This window comes from Sinorhizobium sp. BG8 (assembly GCF_016864555.1).
In the GTDB taxonomy this organism is placed as follows: domain Bacteria; phylum Pseudomonadota; class Alphaproteobacteria; order Rhizobiales; family Rhizobiaceae; genus BG8.
Genome location: NZ_CP044011.1, coordinates 2,700,374 through 2,724,762, shown reverse-complemented (window position 1 = coordinate 2,724,762; position 24,389 = coordinate 2,700,374). Strand labels below are relative to the sequence as shown.

Annotated in this window: 20 protein-coding genes and 1 pseudogene; 12 read left to right on the top strand and 9 right to left on the bottom strand. The window is 60.8% G+C overall.

The window, feature by feature from the left end:
* Positions 1–187 precede the first annotated feature (187 nt).
* Positions 188–1,000, top strand: a complete 813-nt coding sequence (locus F3Y30_RS12920; RefSeq protein ID WP_203423105.1) for a nickel-binding protein — start codon at positions 188–190, stop codon at positions 998–1,000.
* 1,389 nt (positions 1,001–2,389) lie between these two features.
* Here the strand turns inward: F3Y30_RS12920 and F3Y30_RS12915 are convergent.
* The 3 genes from F3Y30_RS12915 to F3Y30_RS12905 form a co-directional block, all read right to left on the bottom strand.
* Positions 2,390–3,640, bottom strand: coding sequence for a right-handed parallel beta-helix repeat-containing protein (locus F3Y30_RS12915; protein ID WP_203423104.1), 1,251 nt, complete (start codon positions 3,638–3,640; stop codon positions 2,390–2,392).
* A 67-nt stretch (positions 3,641–3,707) separates the two neighbouring features.
* Complete coding sequence (locus F3Y30_RS12910; protein WP_203423103.1) at positions 3,708–4,754, bottom strand: hypothetical protein; 1,047 nt, start codon at positions 4,752–4,754, stop codon at positions 3,708–3,710.
* Positions 4,755–5,269: 515 nt separating this feature from the next.
* The gene (locus F3Y30_RS12905; protein ID WP_203423102.1) at positions 5,270–6,106 is read right to left on the bottom strand and encodes an SDR family NAD(P)-dependent oxidoreductase; all 837 of its coding nucleotides are present in this window, start codon (positions 6,104–6,106) and stop codon (positions 5,270–5,272) included.
* Between the two features lie 403 nt (positions 6,107–6,509).
* Between F3Y30_RS12905 and F3Y30_RS12900 the strand changes: the two genes are divergently transcribed.
* The 7 genes and pseudogenes from F3Y30_RS12900 (at position 6,510) to F3Y30_RS12870 (ending at position 12,648) form a co-directional block, all read left to right on the top strand.
* Positions 6,510–7,334, top strand: a complete 825-nt coding sequence (locus F3Y30_RS12900; protein ID WP_203423101.1) for an alpha/beta hydrolase — start codon at positions 6,510–6,512, stop codon at positions 7,332–7,334.
* A 174-nt stretch (positions 7,335–7,508) separates the two neighbouring features.
* Positions 7,509–8,549, top strand: coding sequence for a cysteine synthase A (locus tag F3Y30_RS12895; RefSeq protein WP_203423100.1), 1,041 nt, complete (start codon positions 7,509–7,511; stop codon positions 8,547–8,549).
* A 5-nt stretch (positions 8,550–8,554) separates the two neighbouring features.
* On the top strand, positions 8,555–9,298 hold the full coding sequence (locus F3Y30_RS12890) for an alanyl-tRNA editing protein (RefSeq protein WP_203423099.1): 744 nt from the start codon (positions 8,555–8,557) through the stop codon (positions 9,296–9,298).
* A gap of 13 nt (positions 9,299–9,311) precedes the next feature.
* Positions 9,312–10,166, top strand: coding sequence for a 3-mercaptopyruvate sulfurtransferase (gene sseA / locus F3Y30_RS12885; RefSeq protein WP_203423098.1), 855 nt, complete (start codon positions 9,312–9,314; stop codon positions 10,164–10,166).
* A gap of 4 nt (positions 10,167–10,170) precedes the next feature.
* Positions 10,171–10,737 (top strand): GNAT family N-acetyltransferase, encoded by a 567-nt coding sequence (locus F3Y30_RS12880; RefSeq protein WP_203423097.1) that lies wholly within the window; start codon positions 10,171–10,173, stop codon positions 10,735–10,737.
* A 134-nt stretch (positions 10,738–10,871) separates the two neighbouring features.
* Positions 10,872–11,422: pseudogene (locus tag F3Y30_RS12875) on the top strand (OmpA family protein).
* Positions 11,423–11,601: 179 nt separating this feature from the next.
* The gene (locus F3Y30_RS12870) at positions 11,602–12,648 is read left to right on the top strand and encodes a phosphotransferase (RefSeq protein ID WP_203423095.1); all 1,047 of its coding nucleotides are present in this window, start codon (positions 11,602–11,604) and stop codon (positions 12,646–12,648) included.
* Positions 12,649–12,757: 109 nt separating this feature from the next.
* Here F3Y30_RS12870 and ald read toward each other — a convergent pair whose 3' ends face one another.
* Entirely contained in the window at positions 12,758–13,876 is a 1,119-nt protein-coding gene (ald, locus tag F3Y30_RS12865; RefSeq protein ID WP_203423094.1) for an alanine dehydrogenase, read from the bottom strand.
* 152 nt (positions 13,877–14,028) lie between these two features.
* Between ald and F3Y30_RS12860 the strand changes: the two genes are divergently transcribed.
* On the top strand, positions 14,029–14,490 hold the full coding sequence (locus F3Y30_RS12860) for an Lrp/AsnC family transcriptional regulator (protein ID WP_203423093.1): 462 nt from the start codon (positions 14,029–14,031) through the stop codon (positions 14,488–14,490).
* Positions 14,491–14,499: 9 nt separating this feature from the next.
* On the opposite strand, the gene F3Y30_RS12855 is transcribed toward F3Y30_RS12860, so the two are convergent.
* The 4 genes from F3Y30_RS12855 to ilvA all read right to left on the bottom strand — a co-directional run bounded on the left by F3Y30_RS12855 (position 14,500) and on the right by ilvA (position 21,113).
* The gene (locus F3Y30_RS12855) at positions 14,500–15,747 is read right to left on the bottom strand and encodes a GGDEF domain-containing protein (RefSeq protein WP_203423092.1); all 1,248 of its coding nucleotides are present in this window, start codon (positions 15,745–15,747) and stop codon (positions 14,500–14,502) included.
* A gap of 157 nt (positions 15,748–15,904) precedes the next feature.
* Entirely contained in the window at positions 15,905–19,090 is a 3,186-nt protein-coding gene (amt, locus tag F3Y30_RS12850) for an ammonium transporter (protein WP_203423091.1), read from the bottom strand.
* Between the two features lie 377 nt (positions 19,091–19,467).
* The gene (locus F3Y30_RS12845; protein WP_203423090.1) at positions 19,468–19,782 is read right to left on the bottom strand and encodes an HlyU family transcriptional regulator; all 315 of its coding nucleotides are present in this window, start codon (positions 19,780–19,782) and stop codon (positions 19,468–19,470) included.
* A gap of 80 nt (positions 19,783–19,862) precedes the next feature.
* Entirely contained in the window at positions 19,863–21,113 is a 1,251-nt protein-coding gene (ilvA, locus tag F3Y30_RS12840) for a threonine ammonia-lyase (RefSeq protein ID WP_203423089.1), read from the bottom strand.
* A gap of 201 nt (positions 21,114–21,314) precedes the next feature.
* Between ilvA and F3Y30_RS12835 the strand changes: the two genes are divergently transcribed.
* From F3Y30_RS12835 to F3Y30_RS12825, 3 genes are all read left to right on the top strand, one after another.
* The gene (locus tag F3Y30_RS12835) at positions 21,315–22,769 is read left to right on the top strand and encodes a TrkH family potassium uptake protein (protein WP_203423088.1); all 1,455 of its coding nucleotides are present in this window, start codon (positions 21,315–21,317) and stop codon (positions 22,767–22,769) included.
* 90 nt (positions 22,770–22,859) lie between these two features.
* Positions 22,860–23,462 (top strand): hypothetical protein, encoded by a 603-nt coding sequence (locus F3Y30_RS12830; RefSeq protein WP_203423087.1) that lies wholly within the window; start codon positions 22,860–22,862, stop codon positions 23,460–23,462.
* A 108-nt stretch (positions 23,463–23,570) separates the two neighbouring features.
* Positions 23,571–23,696: an integrase core domain-containing protein gene (locus F3Y30_RS12825; RefSeq protein ID WP_246752739.1), complete on the top strand. Its 126-nt coding sequence runs from the start codon at positions 23,571–23,573 to the stop codon at positions 23,694–23,696.
* 103 nt (positions 23,697–23,799) lie between these two features.
* Here the strand turns inward: F3Y30_RS12825 and F3Y30_RS12820 are convergent, their stop codons facing one another.
* Positions 23,800–24,336: a transporter suffix domain-containing protein gene (locus F3Y30_RS12820; RefSeq protein ID WP_203423086.1), complete on the bottom strand. Its 537-nt coding sequence runs from the start codon at positions 24,334–24,336 to the stop codon at positions 23,800–23,802.
* Between the last annotated feature and the right edge of the window lie 53 nt (positions 24,337–24,389).

Sequence of the window (24,389 nt, the reverse complement as noted above, 5' to 3'; positions counted from 1 at the left end):
TCGACCGGAATATTTGTCACTTCCTGAGGTTTCTGTGCCGGTGTTCATCTACCGGAAGCGCCCTCCCGTTCCAGTTTGCTGCGATCGTCGATTCGGGCGAGCAATTCCGAGGAAGTGTGGACGATGGAACCGTGCTGCCCTAAAATCTTCCCGAATCCAGGACTATGATCCCCGTCGGAGCGAAGAGATGCCTATCTACATGGACCGGCACAATCTTGAAGGAGCCACGGCAGCGGATGTGGCCGCAGCTCATCTCAAGGACCTGAGCATACAGGATCAGTATGGGGTCAAGTTCCTCACCTACTGGTTCGATCATCGTAACGGAACGACGTTCTGCCTCATGGACGCACCTGATGCGGAAACTGCGCAGTGCGTCCATCGTGAGGCTCACGGGTTTGTGGCCAACGAGGTCGTGGAGGTGGCGCTATCCGCCGTCGAAGCCTTTCTCGGTCGAATTCAGGATCCGGAAGCCAAGGGAACAGGCACCACCGAGATGGATGCCGGGCACCGGGCGATTCTTTTTACCGACATCGTAGGCTCGACCGAAATGACGTCTCGACTGGGCGATCGGATGGCGACTGAACTTGTCAGGGCGCACGATGCGATCGTTCGTACGTGCCTGAGACAAGCATGCGGCCGTGAGATCAAGCATACGGGCGATGGGATAATGGCCGCCTTCGCCTCAGCGACGTCCGCAGTGGATTGCGCAGTGGAGATACAGCGAGAGTTCGGTCGCTATAACGCGGGCAATCCCGAGCCAATTCACGTCCGGATCGGGCTGGACTGCGGCGAACCCGTCGAGGACAGCAACGATCTCTTTGGAACGACTGTTCAACTGGCGGCAAGACTGTGCGCCGCCGCCAGCAGCGATCATATTCTTGTCTCCGAAAACATTCATCGGGAGTACGGTGCCGCCAGCTTCTTCACCCGCAGCAGCCACCGCCGCCTGAAGGGCTTTGCTGAGCCTGTCATGGCTTATCAGTGCGCGTGGACGAGCTAGCCAGCGACTACCTCCGCATCACCGTCGCGGCAACGACCGGAAGCGTAGGGTTCAATGACGACGACTGAACCAGGCATCGACACACCAGGCATATCCGCCCAGGTTGATCCATCGTGCCGGGCGCGGCTGGTACAGCATTCGCGCATCCGCCTTATTTTTTCCCGCACTGACGCGACTATTTTTGCTCAACCGTACCGGAATCGCGGAATCCGACCTTCCCTTTCCTGGGTGCGACATCATAGAAACCCTTCGTGGTTCCTCTCTGGACCACAACTTCCCCGCGCCCCAATAGCCAATGAAGGGCGCTTTTGCCCCGCCGATGCGCGGGGCTTTTTTTTGAGAGCGCCCTCGATCGTCTCATGCGCATCTCCTAATGGTTGCAGAGATCTCGGTACGGCACTTCTGCTTCCGCCAGCCGATTACACGGATACGCCGGCTCGATCCCGCGTCCGTTCACCTTCGCATTCTGGAGAGAGAGTGGGGTCGAAACGAGCCGTGTGCACTCAGCTTTGCGGACAGCACACTAGAGGCCGACGCAACCTGACGCGGCCAGTCGAGACATCGGACATAGCAGCCGTTGCCCCCTCTTGCTGGTCATGAGGAGCAGGCTCATGGCCCAGGAGCGAGAATCAACGCGGATTTAAGGGTCGTCAGCCTAGCGCCGCCATATCCGCCGAACGTCGACGACGCGGCCATTCCGGCTGTCGAGCGCAATTTCAAACCGCTGACCGCCGCGCCAAGCACGATAGACGAAAAACCGACCGCGGCAGTCCCGTCGGACAATATCGCGAAAGCCACGGTTGCGCAGCCGCCTCTCTCCTTCGCGGCAGCTTATCGGCCTGCCCGAACTGAGGTTCGTACCGATTTGAATGTTGATGGTGACGGCCTGAGCAACAGAAGGAGATGCAATCACCTCCCCACCGAGCAGTCCCAGAGCGATTAGCGTAATGGCAATTGCGCGCACCTTGAATCCCTCAATAACTCAACTGGTACTCTGGCACTCATCGCAGCATTGGATCGACTTGAAGCAAAGCTCTTCGGGACCAGTGCTGAAATCAGTACCTTCCTCGCACGAATGCACCACGTGTTCCTATTCCGTACAGACGAGCGGCAGGACTGCGATCAAACTCCCCTGATCCAAGTGTACCGGGGCGGAAATCTGCCGGTAGTACTCAAACAACAAGGAAACCCTCCTAGATATCGCCGATTTTCCATCCAAAATCTATACTGGCAAAAGATCTTTGCCTGCTACCATGCGGTGGAACGTCGCCCCCTCTGGTTGCGCGGAGCAAGAATGCTCTACATCTTCCACCCAGCGCAGTAACGAGGTTCGAGAAGAGTTCGGCTCGAAGCAGGATGATCAGCGCACGGCAATGATAGGGAAGAGGGTCACTCCGCCCCGCACGCGAACCTGTCACCGTTCACGCTGTTGTCCTTGCAAACGGCGTAGCGCGATTTGCCGATCTCCCGATAGGTCTCTGCCGACCCGCGTGTATCGCATTGATTTCCGGCAAGCACGGTCGAGGCGACGGGCGCCCCCACCACGCGGTCGCGAACGATCGATCCGAGCTCGACGCAGGCCTTTTTCGGGCGGACGAATGTGTTGTCGACGATCCGAGTTAGGCTGTCGTCGATTCGAACTCCGACCCTGCCGCCGATGAACCGGTTTCCCTTTATCTCGTTGTTCTCGGCATAGTCGCGGTAGTAGCCCTCCGCCAGCGGCGGATCACCGCACTCCCATGTCTTCATGTTCTTCGTCTGGCGCGAGGCAATCCACACGCCGACCTTTTCGTTGCGAAATTCGTTGCCGACAATCTCGTTGAAGCTGGAGTGCTGCCATCGCGGGACGGAATCCGGCTTCTGATGGTGCTCCTGGCAGTTCTTGTAGAGGAAGATGCCGCCGGCGAGGCTGTCCTCGATCACGTTGTCTCGAATCCGGTTGTAGGCGGAGGAATCGATCGCGATCGCTTCGCGCCGCATGCCGCGCTTGTGGCGGCCAAGCGCGTCGCCGTGCCCGCTGCGGCTGATCAGGCTGTTCTCGATCGTCGTGCGCACGGACGAATGCTCCAGGTAGACGCCCGCGCCTCCGGCCTGCAGGATGCGTACGTGCGAGAGAATGGTGTCCTGGGCATAGGAATCGACGTAGATGCCGACGGATCCGGATCTCGAAACCGTCGTATTGGTGATCTCGACGCCGCGCGGACTGATCTCATAGCGCCTGGGCATCGGCAGTGCGGTGATTTCCTTGTCCGTCAGAGGGGCATCCACGAGAATGCCCTGCCGGAAGGCGCCGTCGACGTTGCACGACTGTATTTTGACGTCGCGTATATTCTTGCCCCTGACGCGGATGCCGTTGCGCGCAGACCGCGCGTCGATCTTCGCACCGTTGCAGTTCAACACGACATTGGAGGCCCCGATCTCGATACCGCCCTCGTAGACGCATCGCTTGTCTAGAGTTAGGTCGCGATCGATATGCTGCGGCAGCTTGCACGCGGGGAAATCGGCGGAAGGCGCGTTCTCCTGCGCGCCGGCGCCGGATGCACAGGCAAGCAGCACAATCGCGCCCAGGGCGGCCCACAGCAGGTTTGCCTGAGCCGCCTGAACCCCATTGCGGGACAGTCGAGCATCGTTTCGTTTCACTCGGAAGCCTCCTTGAACCATCGGACGCGATATCGGGTGAATTCTACTCCGCCTCAGACCGGACGGCTTACTCCGCCGCCCTGGCGGAAGAAACCACCGGCAGGAACGGCTGCGTGAGCGCAAAACCGGCGTGAACGTCACGTCTCCCGTCCGCGATTTCGGAGAGGACTTCGCGAACGCGGTTCGCCGCATTCCCGTCGAACGCGCCATTCGAGAAGGCCGTCGCAGCCCAGGCGGTATCATAGCGGTCCAGGAGCGGCTGCGGACTAGTCAGCCCGCGCGACAGGACATCCTTCAGTTCGCCGGCGTTCCGCACGACCGGAATTCTGAGCTTATCCCAGATCTGATCGAACTCGAGATACTTCGTGGTGATCGCAACCTTTCCGGACAGCGCGGCTTCCAATAGCATCGTGCTGTTCACGGACATGACGACATCGCTCACCTCGATCGTTTCCTCAGGGGTGAGAATGTAGAGATTGGCGTCGTCGAGCGCCACGTTCGGGTTGGCGGCAATCGCGCCGTAGACGTCAGCGCCGAAGATCTTGTCCTTCGACGGAGGTGTGCGGACGATCACCTGGGCGCCGAGCGTCGATGCGGCGGCAATCGTGTCGACAATGGCCTGGCTCTGAGCCGCGCGAGCCGACTGCGTGTCATACTGGCTGTCGAGCGGCTGAGCAGCGAAGCTGATGACGGGTTTCGACGGATCAAGACCGAGAAGCCGAACGGCCGATCGGTTGCCGCGCCCCCTGATCCGGCTGATGTAGTCGAACTTGGGTGCACCGAGCTTGATGATCCGCTCCCGCGGGTAACCGCGCTCGACGAAGATCGATTCCTGTAGGTCGCCCCAGGCCAGAATGATGTCACAGGCCGGGAGGTTAATGCCGAACCTGGGGTGCACGTAATACATGCTCTCCCTTGCAAACACGGACTCGTGTGGCAGGAGGATCGTGGGAATGCCGAGGCTTGCCGCCGCATAGACGATGTGCCTGGTGAGTGGAACCCAATCCATTGTCACGACGACGCCCTTCGCGATGTCGCGGAAGGGAGAAAGCTTGTGCATGACCAACCGGCGGTAGCTTTCCGGATTGTTCTCGGCGTAGCGAAGCATTGCCACGCGCGTCTCCTTGCTCGCCAGCGCGCTGGACATGCCGAGGTCGACGAAACCGTACTTCTCCGGGCAGTACACGCTGCGAATGAGCTTGTCCGTATGCTGGGGAATCCAAGACTGAAAGAGAAAGGAAGCCCTCGTCAGGCTTTCGTAGTCATCGAGCTTGTTTTCACAGAACCAGCTGGGAGGGCGCTGATACTCTGTCGGAACATGCGATTTGTTGTCTTTGTTAGAAAGCCGCCAATAGTGCATTAAATTCCGGATACGCTTCACCACCGAGGCCATTCAGTCGGGCTCCTGACAATCTGTCGTTCATGTCTATCCCAATCACTGTGGCACGCCTATGGCAAGCTGCGTAAACGAGCGTGTACCGCCCGAATACGAAATGTCCCAGCCGCAGTGTCGAAGGCTAGCGAATAGAGGAACCAACACGAGAGATCAACCGGCCTGGGTGGGTCGGATTGCTCGGTCTGCGGCATCTGCTGTCAATCTGATGACGTTTCTTCGGCAAGGCTAAATCGTTACCTTGCAGTTTCCACCACAGGTGCCTCGATTGCGCGGCGGGATCGGATCTTCCAGCCGGTAGCGCGTGCGACGAGCGGGAAATAAGCCGTATAGGGCAACCATCCCATCGCCTTCAGCATGAAGGTGAATCGCTTGGGAAATGAGATCTCGAAGCGTCGCGACTTCAGCCCGGCGGCAATCTGGTCTGCCGCCGTCTCCGCGCTGACCATGGCAGGCATTGCCAAGGCGGCCCCCTGCGTCGCCGGCGTATCCACGAAGCCCGGATTGATCACCTGTATCCGAATGCCAAGCGGATCGAGATCGAACTTCAGGCTTTCAGCCATGTTTGTGAGGGCAGCGCTGGTTGCACCATAGGCGGCGTTGGTCGGCAGGCCGCCATAACCCGTAACCGAGGAAACGATGGCGATCTGCCCCTGCCCGTTCGCCTTCATGTGGTCGATCGCAGGCAGCAGGCAGTTGACGACGCCATGGAGATTGACTGCGAAAGTCCTTTCGAAATCCCTCCTGTGGAGATCGTCGCCGGCAATCGGGATGAAAATCCCGGCATTGAGCACCGCGAGTGCGATTCCGCCGTGCTCATACTCCAGGACGGCGACGATTCGCTCCATGTCCCGCGGATCGGTCACGTCGCCATCGAGCACGATGATTCGTCCGGGCAAGCCCTCCTCCGCCACTTCGCGCTGAAGGTCGAGCAAGCGATCGAGATCACGGGCAGTCACGGCGACCACAAACCCCTCGCTCGCCAGGCGCTTCGCCAGAGCGCGCCCGATGCCAGAACTCGCTCCGGTGATCCAGGCCGGCCCATGTTCAGGCAGCGCAGTGAAGTCCATCATGCAGTCGTCCTTTCTCTCCCGAAAAGGTGCCTCTCCGTGACGGCCGGAGAACGCGGCCCATCTTCCGTGACCAAGGATAACGGAGCAATATGGCCTCAATCAGCCGATGGACCAGCCAGCGGATCGCAACCTCGGAGAGGTATCGCGGATACCCTATCGAGACAGCACTGCGCCGCTTCTTGAACACACTGGATCATTGCGATCTGGCCCGGCAACTGCGACAATCCGCGGTCGCGCGTTCAGCGTCGCGAACTCCGCCAGGCGGCGGGGCCAAAAAGAACGAAGCCAAATTTTCGGACCTACGTAGCAGATACCACAGGGCAGTCACGGCGCGACCGGGCCATTTCTACGGAATTGTCGGCCAATGGCGTCCAGATAGTTGCTGCAAGGCACGAGGGTGAACGTGATTGAACCGATTTCCCAAGAGCACTTTTCGGCGCTGAAGCGGTACGCTGTGCTGCAGAACGGACTCCGACTCGCGTACGTGCAGATGGGCGCCCCCAATAGCGTGCCCATCCTCTTGCTGCACGGGTTTACAGACAGCGCTCGAAGCTGGAGCCTCACTGCGCCATATCTCGCAACGGGCTTTCGCGTTATAGCGCCAGACCTTCGCGGTCACGGAAATTCGGACAAACCTGAGGGTTGCTACACCATTCCCGAAATGGCGAACGATGTCCGGTTCCTGATTGATGTCCTGGGCCTTGCGCCGACGCACATAGTCGGCCATTCGCTTGGAGGGCGGCTTGCGCAGGCGATCGCCGAGCGTTGGCCCGATATCGTCGGCAAAATTGTTCTTATGTCCACATCCGCCACATTGCGTGAGCGTCGAGGCTGGTTGTGGGAGAACATCCAGGTGCTGCGCGATCCAATTGATCCAGAAAGCGCTTTCATCCGGGAATGGTGCTCTGGCGCGATGCCGGTCGAAGAGCGGTTCGTTACTCATGTTCGCCGAGAAAGTGCCGCTGTCCCGGCACGAATCTGGCATTCAATTTACTACGAACAGCTTGCCTATGATCCGTCGCCACTTCTGCAGGACATTTCCGCGACGACGCTTATCTTGCGAGGGGAGGAGGATTTGATCGCGACCGAGGAACATCAGACAGAGATGAAGGACGGCATCGTCGGCGCGGAGTTCATTTCCCTTCCCGGCCACGGTCACAACCCCCATTGGGAGGACCCTGAAAAGTTGGCCGACCTAATTCGGAAATTTCTGGTGCACCGTCGATAAGCGCGAGGGCTCCTGCCAATGTGCGCGTACTGAAAGCTTTGTGGCATTTGCTACGCATTTCCGCAAATTTTCCCATCCATTTGAGGAGAGGCGGAACAGATTTTCTTGCAAAACCAAGCTTGCACGCCGAAAAGACACCTCTAAATTTATTTGCAAAGCGCGAGGCCCGAGGTCATGGCAATTCTTCCGTCTGTACTGGATGCAATCGGCAATACGCCGCTCATCCGGCTCAAAGGTGTGTCCGAACAGACAGGGTGCACCATCCTCGGGAAGGCGGAATTCCTGAACCCCGGCCAATCGGTGAAGGACAGGGCCGCGCTCTGGATCATCCGCGCCGCCGAGGCTCGCGGCGAGTTGAGGCCCGGTGGCGTCATTGTCGAGGGTACCGCCGGCAATACCGGCATCGGCCTTGCTCTCGTCGCTTCGACGCTCGGCTATCGCACGGTGATCGTCATTCCGGAGACCCAGAGCCAGGAAAAGAAGGATGCCCTCAAGCTCCTCGGCGCCGATCTGGTCGAGGTTCCGGCGGTTCCCTACAAGAACCCGAACAACTACGTGAAGCTCTCCGGCAGGCTCGCCGAAGAGCTTGCGAAGACGGAACCGAACGGAGCGATCTGGGCCAATCAGTTCGACAATGTCGCCAATCGCCAGGCCCACATCGATACGACCGCCCCGGAAATCTGGCGCGACACCGATGGCAAGGTCGATGGCTTCGTCTGCGCGGTCGGCTCCGGCGGAACGCTCGCGGGGGTCGCCGCCGGTCTCCGCGAGAAGAACTCCTCGGTGAAGATCGCGCTTGCCGATCCGGACGGCGCCGCGCTTTATAATTTTTACGCTCACGGTGAACTCAAGGCGTCCGGCGGGTCCATCACTGAAGGCATTGGCCAGGGGCGGATCACCGCGAACCTCGAGGGCTTCACGCCGGACTACTCCTACCAGATTTCGGATGCCGAGGCCCTCCCCTACGTCTTTGACCTCGTCGAGAACGAAGGTCTCTGCGTCGGCGGCTCCTCCGGGATCAACATCGCGGGCGCAGTTCGCCTCGCCAAGGATCTCGGCCCCGGCCATACGATCGTGACGATCCTCTGCGACTATGGTAACCGCTATCAGTCGAAGCTTTTCAATCCGGGCTTCCTCGATTCGAAGGGCCTGCCGGTACCGGCTTGGCTCACCAGGAAATCGGCGATCGAGGTACCCTATCAGGCAGTCGAATAGATTTCATGACCAGACCCGTAACCGCCCTCTTCCGTGACGATTTCTACCTCTCGACCGCGGAAGGGGTGGTCACGGCGATCCACGACGATGGCGGCATCGAACTGGACCGGACGTGCTTCTATGCGACGTCCGGCGGCCAGCCGGGAGACACGGGCTTTTTCGAGCGCGCCGACGGCAGCCGCATAACGCTCGGCCAGACCACGCACGGCGAGAACAAGGACATCATCATCCACCGCCCGCTCGAGGGCGAGCCCGCACCGCTGCTGGGCGAGAAACTCGTTCTCCACATCGATTGGCCGCGCCGCTACAGGCTGATGCGCATGCATACGGCCTGCCATCTCCTCTCCGTCGTCTGTCCCTTCCCCATCACCGGTGCGGCGGTCGGTGAGGAAGAAAGCCGTGTCGATTTCGACATGAGCGAAACCATCGATCGCGACGACGTGACCGCGAGGTTGATGAGACTGGTGGAGGAGAACCACCCCGTCTACGTGCAATGGATCACCGATGAGGAACTGGCGGCCAACCCCGGCATCGTCAAGTCCAAGAATGTCCGTCCGCCGATGGGGCTCGGCCGTGTCAGCCTTGTGTGCATCGGCGAGAACTCGGCGATCGACAGCCAACCCTGCGGCGGCACACATGTTTCCGAGACGCAGGAAGTCGGCGCCATCCACATTTCAAAGATAGAAAAGAAGGGCAAGGAGAACCGGAGGTTCCGGATTCGATTCGGCGCGCCCGGTTCCGCAGCCTGACCGGAGGAAAGCCGTGAGCAGCGAGAAGAGCAAGTACATCGTGTCTGCCGAGTGGGTCGAAAGGCAGCTTGGCGCGCCGGGCTTTCGCGTCGTCGACGCATCCTGGTACCTGCCGGCGCAGAACAGGAACGGAGCAGCCGAGTATTCCGCCGGGCACGTGCCGGGCGCCGTCTTCTTCGACCAGGACGTCGTTACCGACCGTACCAGCCCCCTGCCGCACACGGTGCCCTCGCCGGAGTTTTTTGCGGCGGAGGTCGGCAAGCTCGGAATCTCCGAGAGCGACACGATCGTTGTCTACGATGGCCCCGGCATCTTTTCCGCCCCGCGCGCCTGGTGGCTGTTTCGCCTCATGGGGGCGAAGAACGTCTACGTCATGGACGGGGGGCTCGACGGATGGAAACGCGAAGGACGGCCGCTCCAGACCGATCTTCCCGAGCCCGCACCCGCCGACTTCCACGCCAATTTCAACCCCTATGCGGTGACGTCGTTCGAGGAGATGCGCGGGATCGTGACAACAGGCTCGCGCCAGATCGCAGACGCGCGCAGCGCGGGACGCTTCACCGCAAAGGAGGCTGAACCGCGCGCCGGCCTGCGCTCCGGTCACATGCCGGGCGCGAGAAACCTGCCCGTGGGACTGCTGTCGACCGACGGCCGTTTCAAGGATCTGGCCTCGCTCAAACAGGCGATCGAGGACGCAGGAATCGATCTCTCCCGGCCGGTCGTCACCAGTTGCGGCTCCGGCGTCACGGCAGCCATCATCACGCTCGCTCTCCATTCGCTCGGCCATGAGGACAACACGCTCTACGACGGCTCATGGGCGGAATGGGGCGGACGGACCGACACGCCCGTCGTTACCGGCGAGGCCTGATCCTATGGCAGCGAACAGCAAGGCCGGGCCGCTGGCGGTCCATATCACGGCATTGGAGATGACTGCTCCGCCAAAGCAGAGCCTGCCGATGCCGGTCAATCTTCATACCGCCATCATGCGGGTAACCAATATTCCGTTACCATTCTATCGCTTCCTCTATCGACAGGTCGGAAGCCGCTGGCATTGGGTCGACCGGCTCCGGATGAAGGATGATGCGCTCGCGTCCATCCTCCACGAAAAGCGCACCAGCATCAGCGTGCTGTACGTGGATGGCGCGCCCGCCGGTTTCTTCGAACTTTTCCAGGAGAACGAGGAAACGATCGAGCTCGTGCACTTCGGCCTGTTCGAGCACGCCCTTGGTCTCGGGCTCGGAAAATGGTTCCTGCTGCAGACGCTCTATGCGGCATGGGCCATGAACCCGAAGCGCGTCACGGTCACCACTAACGATCTGGATCATCCGCGTGCCCTTCAGCTCTACCAGATGTTCGGCTTTTCCCCGGTCTCGACCAGCGACGGGGATGTGGTTCCCTTGAGCGACAAGGAATTGCTGGAGCTCGCCAAGCGAGACTGAGGCTCTGCCGGGAGACGGCAAATGCAACCTTAAGAAAGATGAACGCCAGCTCAACACGCGGTTCAGCCTGCCTTCAATGACCATCCGGCATTGTCCCCCGCATGACAACTCCAGCATGTGAGAGGGACATTCCGATGAACCGCCGCTTCTTCCTCGTCGCCCTTGCCGCCGCCGTGGGCGCCCCCGGCTCGCCCTGGCGCAGGAAACGCCGTCCGAGGACATGATCATGCGCCGCCTGGACGCGGCACCCGCCAGGAGCATGCGGCCGGAGGAAAAGGTGACGGTTCAGGAACTGAAGCGCCGGCCGGACTTGCGCCGCCGGGCACCGTCCATCGATATCCAGTCGATCAACTTCGCCTTCGGATCGGCCGAGATTCCGCGTACCGAATACCGCAAGGTTCGTCAGATCGCACGCGCCATGGAGCAGATCCTGCGCCGGCGCCGGCATGCACGGTTCCTGATCGAAGGGCACACCGACGCGGTCGGCACACAATACGCCAACCAGATCCTGTCCGAACGCCGCGCGGAATCGCTGAAATGGGTGCTCGTGCAGGAGTTCGGCATCCAGGCCTATGCGTTGGAGACAGTTGGATATGGAGAACAGTTCCTGCTCGTTCCGACACCCAACGCGGAATGGCGCAATCGCCGCGTGACGCTGCGCCGGATCGATGAATTCGTCCGCTGACCAAGCAGCGCCAACTTCCTCAACAGATATGCGGAAAGCAGCGCACATCCACTGGATGTCCGCTGCTTTCTGCATTTCGGCGCTGGAAACGGCCGTTAGGATAGGCGATACAGCACTAATCCATCAACGTGGCCTGCCGACTGCCAAGCGCCGCACAGGGAACGAAGTGAAGCCAGGCCTTGAGTGACAATGCGCCAACGACATACGTCGTCGACATTCGCGACCTGCTGTCGCCCGACGTCAGGATCGTGCATTCGACGCGGCGCCCCTACTTCGAAAAACGAATCGTCGAGCACAACGGCACCTATGTGCTGTATCGCTTCCATGACCGGGAGCAGATGGAGCTCCTCGAACGAACGATCGACCGGATTGCGGGTTCCGGCGCGCGGGTCCAGGCCGTACAAGGCCGCATCTCCACGACTTCGGGCGATGACAAGCGTTTCGGCAACTGGATAGCGCTTGCTTATCTGCCTGGCGAGAAGATCGGAGGAAGGAGCGCGAGCCCGGCCAGCGTCATCTCGCTCGCAGACAATCTCGCCAGGCTTCATTCGGTCGAAGGACCCGCCTATCACGCCCTCTTCCAGAGCGCCGAACCGCGCCTGCCGCATCAGGACTTCCTGAAGGACAACGGCGATCTTCCGCCGGAGGCACAGCGCTGGATCGAAGAAAGTGCGGCCAGATTCGAGATTATCAGCGCGACCCAGCTCACCCATGGAGATCTCTACGCCAGCAACATACTCGTCGGCGAAGACCAGTCCGTTGCGCTGATAGACTATGAATTGTTGGCCCACGAACCCTTCGGCATTGAACTTGCGATCGCGCTGCTGCGTCCGTTCTGCCTGAGCGAGAAAAACCGGAAACTCCTTCTCAGGACCTATCTCAGAACCTGCCCCGTGGAGCTCAGACGCTCATGGAAGCGGCATGGCCGGGACTTCGTCTTTGCCGCAGCCGCAAGGCTTGCGCTCTCCAGGACGCGCCGCTTCCGGAACCTCAGGATCCAGAATTTCATTGTCGGGGCGAAGAGCAGGTTATCGCCCTCGGCGAAGACCCGATCGGCGCTTCACGAAACCTACAGGAAAAACGTCGCTCTGATCGAATCGGCACGTAATCGCGAGATCTACTTCCGCCATATCGCCCGCGCCGTCGTCAGGCTCTGCCTCGAAAGACCTGACATCGAACCACTGCAGCTCATCAAGGAGAGCCTCATCAGCCTTCGCAACAAATGATGGGCCTGCGAGGCCATCGGCGATCCGCCCGCGTTCCTCTCTGAATTCACGGCAATAAATTGCCCCCGGCCAGCAGCTGTCCGGGGGCATTTTTTGCTCGCGATCGAAATCAGGCGACGTTCAGCGAGAGTTCCGGAGCGTGCATCTCGTAGCCGAGCGCTTCGGCAACGGCACTGTTGGTGATGCGCCCTTTGTGGACGTTCAGACCTGCACGAAGGTGCCTGTCCTCCGCAATGGCTTTCAGACCCTTGTCGGCGAGCTGGAGGCCATAGTGCAGCGTCGCGTTGTTGAGCGCATGGGCGGAGGTGACGGGAACTGCCCCAGGCATGTTCGCTACACAATAGTGGATGACGCCATCGACCTCGTAGGTCGGATCGGAATGCGTGGTCGCGTGCGAGGTCTCGAAGCAACCGCCCTGGTCGATGGCGACGTCCACGATCACGGCGCCCTTCTTCATTCCTGTCAGCATTTCGCGCGTCACCAGCTTCGGTGCGGCTGCGCCCGGAATGAGAACTGCGCCGATCACGAGATCAGCCGAGAAAACCTCTTCCTCCAATGCGTCTATGGTCGAGTAGCGGGTGTGGATGCGACCGCCGAAGATGTCATCGAGCTGGCGCAGGCGCGGGATCGAGCGATCGAGGATCGACACGTCGGCGCCGAGGCCCGCCGCCATCTTCGCCGCATGCAGGCCGACGACGCCGCCGCCGATGATTGCAACCTTTGCCGGCAGCACGCCGGGCACGCCCCCGAGCAGGATGCCGCGTCCGCCATGTGCCTTCTGCAGCGCAGTGGCGCCCGCCTGGATCGAAAGTCGTCCTGCCACCTCTGACATCGGTGCAAGCAGCGGCAGTCCGCCGCGCTCGTCAGTGACCGTCTCGTAGGCTACGGCGGTCACGCCCGAATTGAGCAGCCCCTCGGTCTGATCCGGATCGGGAGCAAGGTGAAGATAGGTATAGAGAATCTGGCCTTCGCGCAGTTGCACCCATTCGGACGGCTGCGGTTCCTTGACCTTGACAACCATGTCGGCCTTTTCAAAGACATCCTTGGCTGACGGGACGATCTTGGCTCCTGCCACCCGATAGGCGTCGTCATCGGCGCCGATGCCGCTGCCCGCCTTGGTCTCGACGATGACCTCATGGCCGTGCGCCACATATTCGCGCACCGCGCCCGGCGTCAGGCCGACACGGTATTCATGGTTCTTGATTTCCTTCGGGCAACCGACACGCATACAGCGTTCCTCTCCAGTTCGATTTCTCCCCCTCCTCGGGGATTACACATGACACCAGAAAGCCCGTCGAATGTCCTTGCAAAGCCGGTTTGTGGAAGAGCAGGTTTTCGAATATTCTTGCGTAGTTTCGACAATATTCGAAGGAATCCCGATTGAGTACCCTTGATAGCATCGATGCTGCGATATTGGCGGCCCTCCAGCAAAATGCCAGGATCACCAATTCGGACCTCGCGGAGCGGGTCGGCCTCTCTGCCTCCGCCTGCTCGAGGCGTGTCGACATCCTGGAGAAGTCCGGGGTCGTCAGCGGCTATCACGCGCGGCTTTCCCACAAGGCGCTCGACTACAAGATGATGGTGATCGTCCACATCTCGCTGTCAGGTCAGTTCGCAAAGACGCTGTCCGAGTTCGAGGCCGCGGTCAAACTCTGCCCAAATGTGCTCGTGTGCTACCTGATGTCGGGGGAATATGACTACATCCTGCGCGTGGCGGCGAAAGACCTCGAGGACTACGAGCGGATCCATCGCGATTGGCTCTCCGCCTTGCCGCATGTCGTCAAGATCAACTCCAGCTTTGCGCTCAGAGAGATCATCGACCGTCCTAATGTCGGCATGTGAGGGCAGCGCTCAGGCGCTGACCACCCGATCGCGGCCATCGCGCTTGGCCTGGTAGAGCCGCGCATCGGCCGCAGAGAGAAGAGCATTCAGCGTTCCACCGTCCGCGTCGCTGCAGGCGACACCGATGCTGACGGTCATCGCCTTTCCGTCCGGCCTCAGCACAGTCTTGCCGATTGCCCTGCGGATCGTTTCTGCCCGGTCCGCGGCTTCCGGCCTCGCAAGCCCGGCGCACAGCACCACGAACTCCTCGCCGCCGAACCGGTACACCCGATCGCCGGCACGAATGTTCCTGCCGATGCACGCAACCGTGCCCTTCAGCACGTCGTCCCCAGCGAGATGCCCGAAGACATCGTTCACGTCCTTGAAGTGATCGGCATCGATGATCAGAAGACTGAGGACCGTTCCTGCATCCACCTGGGACTGCAAGAGCTTCGGCCCCTCGAATTCGAGGCGGCTGCGATCGTAGACCCCGGTCAGGGCGTCACGGCCGGAGCGGTCCAGCAGATCTTCGTAGCGCTCGCGAAACGTAAGCTCCTGGAAGATGTCGCTGAGCGGCCGCGTCGAAGCGGAAGCGGCCGTCAGGCTAGAGTAACGCAGATAGAAGCCGGCAAGGACGGAATACACCACTGCGGCAAGCATCTTCGCCATCCATCCGCCCCAGAAGACGGAAAGCGGCACGCCGTTGATGAAGTGCAATGCCGAAAAGAAACCCACCTGGTCGAAGGTCAGGACGACCATGCTGGAAAGCAGGATGCGAGCGGTGATCTGGTACCTGAAAATCGCGCCCAGCCGCTCGTAAAGCAGGATGATCGCCAGCGAGTCGAGATAAAGGAGGGTCGTGCCCCACAGCATCAGCCATCCCATCTCGTCCATGAAAGCGAGATCCGGCACCCGACCCGGTACAACGCCGACGGTCTCGTGGAACCTCAGGATGAAGCCGAGGCCGACCGTCAGCAGGTTTCCAGCAAGAAGACCGTAGATCGGCGCCCGGACGACCCCCGCATCCTCCTTCACATAGAGGAGGAGGATCATCATCAGCTTGCCGGAAAAGAGCACGGACGACCCCGGCGAAATCACGCCGAAGGGCACCTGTATGTAGAAGACGGCGGCAAGATAGGTCTCGAGGAAGTGCATCACGCCGAGCGCCGTGACGAACACGCCGATCCCAACGCGATGCCTCATATGCAGCAGTCCGATCATGAAGCCGAAGTAGAAGACGGCCTCGATGAAAAGCAGAAGCAGGTTCATAGAATTCATGGCCTGTCCGGAAACTGCCGCACGTTGGATCGGCGGACGTTCAAATAGAACCGTTCTGCCGGAGACTGTCGATTTCGGATGGAGAATGCCAGGATCGAATCACTCGGCCAGCCCGGAATCGTTTTCGCGTGCAGGATGGCCTTCCGTTGTTGCGGTATCAAGCAGTCTGTCTCCGGGAATCCGAGGGAATTTTCCCGAAAGAGGCGCTCTGCTCCAATGAAGCACGCAATTCATCGAGCGCGACCGGTGTCGTCGATCTCGCGGCAACAAGCATGTCGGAGGTATTCCGGTCGATTTCGGCCAGCCGCTCGCCTGCCGGCACCGGCTTGCCGAGCAGGTAGCCCTGAAGCTCGTCGCATCCGGCACGCACCAGGGAGATGGCGGTCTCTGGGGTCTCTATACCCTCGGCGACGACCTTCATCCCGAGACCGGTTCCCAGATCGATGATACTGCGCACGATGGCGGCCGCATTGTCGTTCGTCTCGAGACCGTTGACGAAGCTGCGGTCGATCTTGATGGTGTCGAAAGGAAAGCGGCTGAGGTAACTCAGCGACGAATAGCCGGTTCCAAAATCGTCGAGCGCGATCGCCACGCCGATTTTCTTCAACTCCTTCAGGATGAACAGGGCGCGCCGGTCGTCGTCGATCAGCGTGCTCTCGGTGATTTCGAGTTCAAGGCGCTCCGGCGAGATGCCGGTTTCGGCGATCACGTCGGCGACGATCCGAAGAAAATTGAGCTGCCGGAACTGCATCGGGCTGACGTTGACGCTGATCCTGCGTCCCTCGATGGACGAAGCGGCGATGAGGCATGCTTCGCGCAGCACCCATTCGCCGATCTGCACGATCTTGCCGGAGGCTTCCGCAACCGGGATGAAGTCGTTGGGACCGATGAGGCCGCGTTCCGGATTGTTCCACCGCACCAGCGCCTCGTAGCCGGAGATCATCGCGGTAGAGACGTCGACGCGCGGCTGGAGATAGAGTTCGAATTCCTGCCTGAGGATGGCGCGATCCAGCGCCGTTTCCAGCTCACGTCTCTTCTCGAGCACCGCATTCATGCCGGGCATGAACAGCGTGAACGTGTTCCGCCCAGCATTCTTGGAATGGTAGAGCGCTATGTCTGCGCGCGCGATCAGCGCTTCGGCGGTCTCTCCATGCTGGGGGCCGAGAGCGCAGCCGACGCTGGCGCCGATGTGTACCATCTGGCCGCCGCCGACGTCGATCGGCCGCGCCATGTCCTCGACGATGCGAATGCCGATGTCGGTCGCCTGCGCCTGGAACTCCACGCGCTGCAGGACAATGGCAAACTCATCGCCGCCGAGACGCGCCACCGTATCGCCCTCGCGCACGAACTGCCGCAGGCGAGCGGCAGCCTCGCGGATGACGGCGTCGCCGGCGGGATGCCCATGGATGTCGTTGATGTCCTTGAACCGGTCGAGATCGATCAGGATGACGGCGATGCCACCGCCGGCAAGCGCCCGCTCCGCCGCGCGCACGAGCCGTTCGTTGAACAGGGCACGATTGGCAAGCCCCGTCAGCGTATCGTGCTGGGCAAGATGCAGGATCTTCTGTTCCGCCTTCTTTCGCTCCCTGAGATCGACGATGCAGCTGATGTAGACCTCTTCGCCGCCAAGGGCGATCTTGCGGCCTCGCGCTTCGACGGGAATCCGGTTGCCCTGAGCATCGAAGAGTTCCAACTCACGGCTGACATGCTCGCCGCTGTCCCTGAGCATATCGACGAGTTCCTGATATTCCGCAGGCACGAAGGAGCGGATCGGGCGGCCGATGATCTCGGACAGGGGCGCGCCATAGAGCGTAGCGAGCTGTTCGTTGCCGTCGATGATCACGCCGTCGCGATGCATGAGGATCGCCTCGAAGGTGGCGTTGGCGATCGCCGAGACCCGCTCGGCCTCCTCCGCCTCCCTTATCCGTTCCGCCTGCGCGCCCCTTGCCGCCTCCTCGCTCTGGATGTTGTCCATCAGGGCATTGAAGAGGCGCGTCAGCTTCTCCGCCTCGTCGCCGCTGTCGACGGTCAGGCGCATCGAAAGATCGGCATTGCCGCGCACCAGCTTGTCGAGCGCATCCTCGACATGGCCGACCCCGAGCCTGGTTGCGTGCTCCGCCTCGTTAAGGCCGATCTCCTCGGCCTTCCTGTCGACGCGGATCGGCATGAACCGGTTGAGCAGCCAGAAGAACGCGTAGCCCGCGCAGAACGCCCAGTAGAAATTGAGAATGGAGCCGAAGAGCTGGATATACAGCTGCGAAAGGCGACCTCCGAGCGGCAGGTGCTCCGTCGGGGCGAGCAGGGCCAGTCCGATCGTGCCGACGATCCCGGCACCACCATGAACGCCGATCGCACCGACGGCATCATCGATCTTGAAGCGCCGCTCGAGAAGAATGTTCGACTGCGTGGCAACTACGCTGCCGATCGCACCGATCACGAGAGCCCCCATCGGCTCCAGCACCTGACAACCGGCAGTCACCGCGACCAGCCCGCCGAGCATTCCGCAATTGGCCTTTTCCGGCAGGTATACCCCGTCCTGATACCAGCCGAAGAAGTAGCCGACCGTCGCTCCCGCGCCGCCGGCCAGCACCGTGTTCATGATGATGGTCGCGATGTCGGCCCGTGCCGCCGTCGTCGAGCCGCCGTTGAAGCCGATCCAGCCGATGAAGAGCAGCAGCGCGCCCGTCGTGGCCAGAACGGGACTGTGTCCGGACATGCGCACCGGGCGGCCGTTTTCGTCGAAGCGGCCGAGGCGTGGGCCGATGACGAGGCACGCTGCGAGCGACACCCACGCGCCCGTCGAGTGAACCACGGTGGAACCTGCGAAATCGACGAAACCGAGATTTGCGAGAAACGCACCGCCGTTCGGCGCGAGCGCGCCGCCCCAGGCCCAGTGCACGAAAACCGGATAGATGACCGCCGAGAGCACGACGGAACCCCAAACATAGGCGGACAGGCGCATGCGCTCGGCGACCGCACCGGAGACGATGGTCGCCGCGGTTCCGCAGAACATGACCTGAAAGACGAAGAACCCCTGTTCCCAGGAGGTGAGATTGTGCAGGAAGAGGAAATCACCGTTCAAGCCGAACGGCAGCCACGACGACGCACCGAAGGCAAGCATGAAGCCAACGGCCGCAAACGCGACGACACCGAAGACAAAGTCCAGGAGGTTCTTCTGCGCGACATTGATCGAGTTCTTCGAGCGGACCATTCCGGCCTCGAGCAACAGGAACCCGACCTGCATCATCATGACGAGCCCGGCGCAAAGCAGCATCCAGGTCAGATCGAGGTTGACCTTGATCTCATCGAGCGTCGTCTCGGCCGCGACAGCGGGCGCGGCCATTGCCGCCCCGGCACAGCCAAACACGAAGCGCAGACTCCGCCCCTGCCGAAACAAACGACTTATGATAGCACTCACGCCGAGTCACCCAACCCCAGGATGGGGCCGACATTAGTGAAAACACCTTAAATTTATCTTGCCTGAAAAGGCGAGAAACAGCGCCTAATATACTAATATTATTGAATAATTCTCGATCATATGCTCAATTTTCCAGCACTCCTGCCTCAAACTTCACCACTTTCGGTGAGGCCTGGATCGAAGTCGACGTTTATCAGCACAACTCAAGCTGTCGATGAGCCGTCGCGTCGAGCGCACGTCATTCGGCACCGCCGGTTGGCCCGGCGGGTCGCATTGAGAAAGAGAGTGCGAGAATACCGTCCTCAGACGTGGCGCGAGGGGGTGCCGTCGGCAAACAGGGCGACACCGTGCTGGTCTATGATCTGCCGGCCCTTGCGGAACGTCGCGGCAACGGTGTCGTCTCGGCTCGAGAAGAGGTCAGCACGAATGAATCCGCGCACGAGCACGGCCTCGCCATCGCGCTTCTCGATCCGGCCGGCCAGGCGATACTGGGCGCCCTCCCGCATGGGAGCCGCGACGATCACGAGTTCGTTGTAGGATTCGGTTTCTTCGTCCGCGGGCGCGGAAGCGCCGGAGCTGCTCTTGGAACCGAAAAGTCTCGAAAGAAAAGATGCCATGGGGGAGAGGTAGCACAGGCGGCGCCGCTGTCAACGTCTTCCGCCCATGCCGAACGATCACATTGTCCGACGACGCCCGATCAAATGATCAGGCTCGCGAGAACTTCGTTTTCGGTGATGTCCTGATAGCGAAGGCCGGCATGGTCGAAGGCCGCCTTGAGGGTGATGAAGTTCTCGGGCGCCTTGGTCTCGATGCCGATCAGGATCGAACCGAAGTTGCGCGCCGACTTCTTCAGATATTCGAAGCGGGCGATGTCGTCTTCGGGACCGAGTAGGTTGAGGAAATCGCGAAGCGCGCCCGGCCGCTGGGCAAGACGCAGGATGAAGTACTTCTTCAGCCCCGAATGGCGCATCGCGCGCTCCTTGACGTCGGGTAGCCGCTCGAAATCGAAATTGCCGCCGGAGACGACCGCCACCACTTTCTTGCCCTCGAGCCCGCCGCGTCCGAGTGCTTCCAGCGCCGTCAGCGACAGGGCACCCGCCGGCTCCAGCACCACGCCTTCGACATTTAGCATGTCGATGATGGTGACGCAGATGGCGTTCTCCGAAAGCAGCATCACCTGGTCCGCCGGAAAGCGGCTGAGAGCCGCGAAATTGAGGTCGCCAATCCGCCCGACGGCCGCGCCGTCGACGAAGTTGTCGACCTGGTCGAGCGTGACCACCCTGCCCTCGGTCATGCTGGCCTTGAGGCTTGCAGCCCCCTGGGGCTCACAGAACAGGAATCCGTCGTCCGGAACGATGCCTTGCAGATAACCGGTCACGCCGGTCGCAAGCCCGCCGCCGCCGACGGGAAGCACGACGAGATCGGGCGCATTGCCCTCCCCGAGCTGGGCAACGATCTCGGCAGCGACAGTCGCCTGCCCCTCGATGATGTCGGCATCGTCGAAGGGCGGGACCATGATCGCTCCCGTCGTTTCGGCATGGTCTCGAGCGGCCTGGTAGCATTGGTCGAAGAAGTCGCCGACCAGCCTGATCGTCACGAACTCGCCCCCGAAGGTCCGGGTCTTCTGGATCTTCTGCTGCGGCGTCGTCACCGGCATGTACACCACACCCTGGACACCGAAATGCCGGCATACAAAGGCGAATCCCTGCGCGTGGTTGCCGGCCGAGGCGCATACGAAGGTCTTCTGGGTTCCATCTTCAGAGACGATCTTGCGGAAGAAGTTGAAAGCGCCGCGAATCTTGTAGGAACGGACGGGAGAAAGGTCCTCGCGCTTGAGGTAAATCTCGGCGCCATAGCGCGCACTGAGGTGCTCGTTCAGTTGCAACGGCGTTTCGGGAAACAGCCCGCGCATGGTCTCGGCGGCGCTATCGACTTCCTGCTTCAGCATCGGCACGTCCTTGGTCAGATGTTCGGTCCGCGTTCGCCAGGCCGAAACTCCCGTTTCGTCCCGGAGCCCGCACGGGCGGGAAACCGCGTCCATTGAGTTTGAAACCGTCACCCGCTATTGCATATTGCGCCGACCGATACCACCCGCCGCATCGCTGGGCCGGGACCGAGATTCCGACAGCAACATCAGGATAGTGCCCCGTTGAACGCAGCTACATACCGGTCCGCCATCAACATATCCGCGATCTGTGGTCTCTACCTTTCGATGGCGATGCTCATCCCGGCGTTGGTCGACCTCTACTACGGTCATCCCGACTGGCGCGTTTTCGTCATCTCGGCCTTCGTCGTCGGGGGCTTTTCGCTGGCGACGGCGGCCGCGACCCGCGCCGGTCCCCCGCCCTTCAACAAAAAGATGGGGTTTCTGCTCGTCAACCTTCTGTGGATTGTCTTTTCCCTCGTCGGCGCCGTTCCCTTCATGCTCTCGTCGATGAAGATGGATTTCGCCAAGGCCATGTTCGAATCGGTCTCGGCCATCACCACGACGGGATCGACCGTCATCGTGGGGCTAGACCATGCGCCGCCCGGCATCCTGATGTGGCGTTCACTGCTCCACTGGCTCGGCGGTATCGGCATCGTCGCGCTCGGGCTTTTCGTCATGCCCTACCTTCGCGTCGGCGGCATGTCCTTCTTCAAGATGGAGTCATCGGACACCGGCGACAAGCCCTTCGCGCGCATCGCAAGCTTCACGCGCGCCTTCCTGCTGGTCTACGTGCTCATCACGGTCATTTGCGCCATTGCCTACGATCTCCTCGGGATGAGCCGGTTCGACGCGATCAACCATGCCATGTCGACGGTCGCAACCGGCGGTTTTTCGACCCACGACGCATCCTTCGGCTATTTCAAGAGCATTCCGATCCTTTGGGCAGGCACCTTCTTCATGACGCTGTGCAGCCTGCCGTTCTCCATCCTGATCGTCTTCATCGTCCGCGGAAGGCTGGACGCGCTTCGCGACCCCCAGATTGCCGTCTTTCTCGGTTATCTCACGGCCTTTTCAGTCGCGACGGCGGTCTATCACCGGCTGGTCAACGGCGTGGATTTCGACGACGCGCTCGCACACTCCTTCTTCACGATGGCGTCGATCATGTCGACCACGGGTGTCGCAAGCGAGGACTATACGCTCTGGGGACCCTTCGTCGTCGTCCTCGCGTTCTTCGCGACCTTTCTGGGTGGTTGCTCGGGCTCGACTGCAGGCGGCATAAAGGCGTATCGTTTCATCATTATTTTCAATTCGATCCGCGCCGGCCTTCACAAGCTGATCTATCCGAACGCCATCCAGACCGTCCGCTACGGAGGCTTGACCGTCGATGCGGACACGCAGCGCACCGTCTTCATGTTCGTGTGCACCTATCTGCTGCTCTGGGTGCTCGGGAGCCTGGCGCTCGGGGCTCTCGGCATCGACGTGATGACCTCGATATCCGCATCGATCACTGCGCTTTCGAACACCGGCCCGGGTGTCGGGCCAATCGTCGGGCCGGCCGGCAACTTCTCCACGCTCTCGGATCCCGCCCTCTACATTCTTTCCGTCCTCATGCTTCTCGGTCGTCTCGAGGTGCTGACGGTGCTCGTGGTGCTCACGCCCCTCTTCTGGCGTAGCTGACCGGGGGACAGATGCCGCAGTGCGGCCGCGCATTCTTGACTGTCCGCGCGGTTCTTCGCATCCTCCGCCCATCGCTCGGAGGAGTCAGTCATGTTTTCGTTGTTGCTCGAATCACGTGCGAAGGCCGCATTCGCCGCCATGCTGGCGTTTTCGGTGAGCGCCGTGCCGCCTGTGGCAACGGCCGGCCCGCTTGCCGACGCCGCGAAGAAAGCCGAGGAACTCGCCGCGGCCGGCGATCCCGTGGGCGCCCACGATCTGATGCGCGACGCCTATGGCAACTTCAGCGCCACCCTACCCTTCAGCATCGGCCGGACGGCCTTCGTCGACAAGCCGCCGGAAGGCTACGGCATGTTCCAGCCTCGCGAATCGAACAGTTTTCGGCCCGGCGAGGTGCTCATGTCCTATGTCGAGCCAGTGGGGCTGACCTGGAAACCGACAGCGGACGGCAAGATCGAATCCGCTTTTACGGTCGATCTCGAGCTTCTGGGCGACAAGGGCGAGATCCTGGCCGAGCAAAAGGCGTTCGGCACGTTCAATTTCAAGGGAAGCTTCCGCAACCAGGAGATCTTCGCCAACCTGACGCTCGATCTCGATTCTCCCCCGGAGGGGACATACGTGCTGCGCTACCGCTTCCGCGACGCTGCAAGCGGCGCTGTTGCGATAAGCGAACAACCGTTCCAGATCACGCCCTAGAGTCCACTCATTTCTCCGGGAGGGTGCATCCCCTTCTGTTGGCGGCAGTGAGGCCTTCGCCGCCACCGCAACATCGCGTGTCCCAGCCTCGCCTTCCCGCATCGCCCTGTGGTCAACACCGCATGTACGGAGGATTACAACAGAAACAGACCGCACTCATCGCTGGGCAACATCACTCCCGGCGAGCTCGCAATGAAAATGGCTATGGAAAACAGGCCGCATGAGGCCAGATGAGGCCAGATCGAAAACTCACGACTCTCCCGAAAACTGGAACGAAGTTGGGGCTCAGGTTACTTGCTCAGTGCGTCACCTGAAGGACTTAAAGCATGTAGACTGCTCAGCTCGCGGTCGTTGGAAATTCCTCCTTTGTATCAACCACTCGTGCGGTTCGGATGAACAGCGAACGGATTTTCTCCCAGAAGTTCCCACCAAGGACGAGGAAGCTTGATAGGAAAATCAGGTCGCCTAGCAGTTGGAGTTCCCAAAGGTGGGGACGAAGTTCAGGCCAAGCAGCGTCAATGTATGGTTCGAGTATTGCGGCTATCAATGGGACCGTGAACATCACCAAGCCGACATTGTAACGTAGCGGCCCGACGATGCTTTTGGGCCCAAGGCGGAACACGCCGAAGACCGCGCTCTTGAGCTGCTGAAATCCCGGCTTTCCCATAACTGCCACGGTTATCAGTATGACCACCTTGTTCCAGATGAAGATTATTCCGGTTGCTGTCGCGATAGTCCCGGCAGAAGCTCCGGCCCACGCTAGAGCTGGCACTATCAGCCACGCGGCCCCTACCAGGCAGATCAATAGGATACCGAGCTTGAAGCGCCACGTTGCCTTACCCAGCTCATCACGTTCCGCCGTGTGGTCTCTCATGCTTCCATCCCCCTGACGCAAGTTTCCGCTTCACTTCTCCAAATGGACTGATC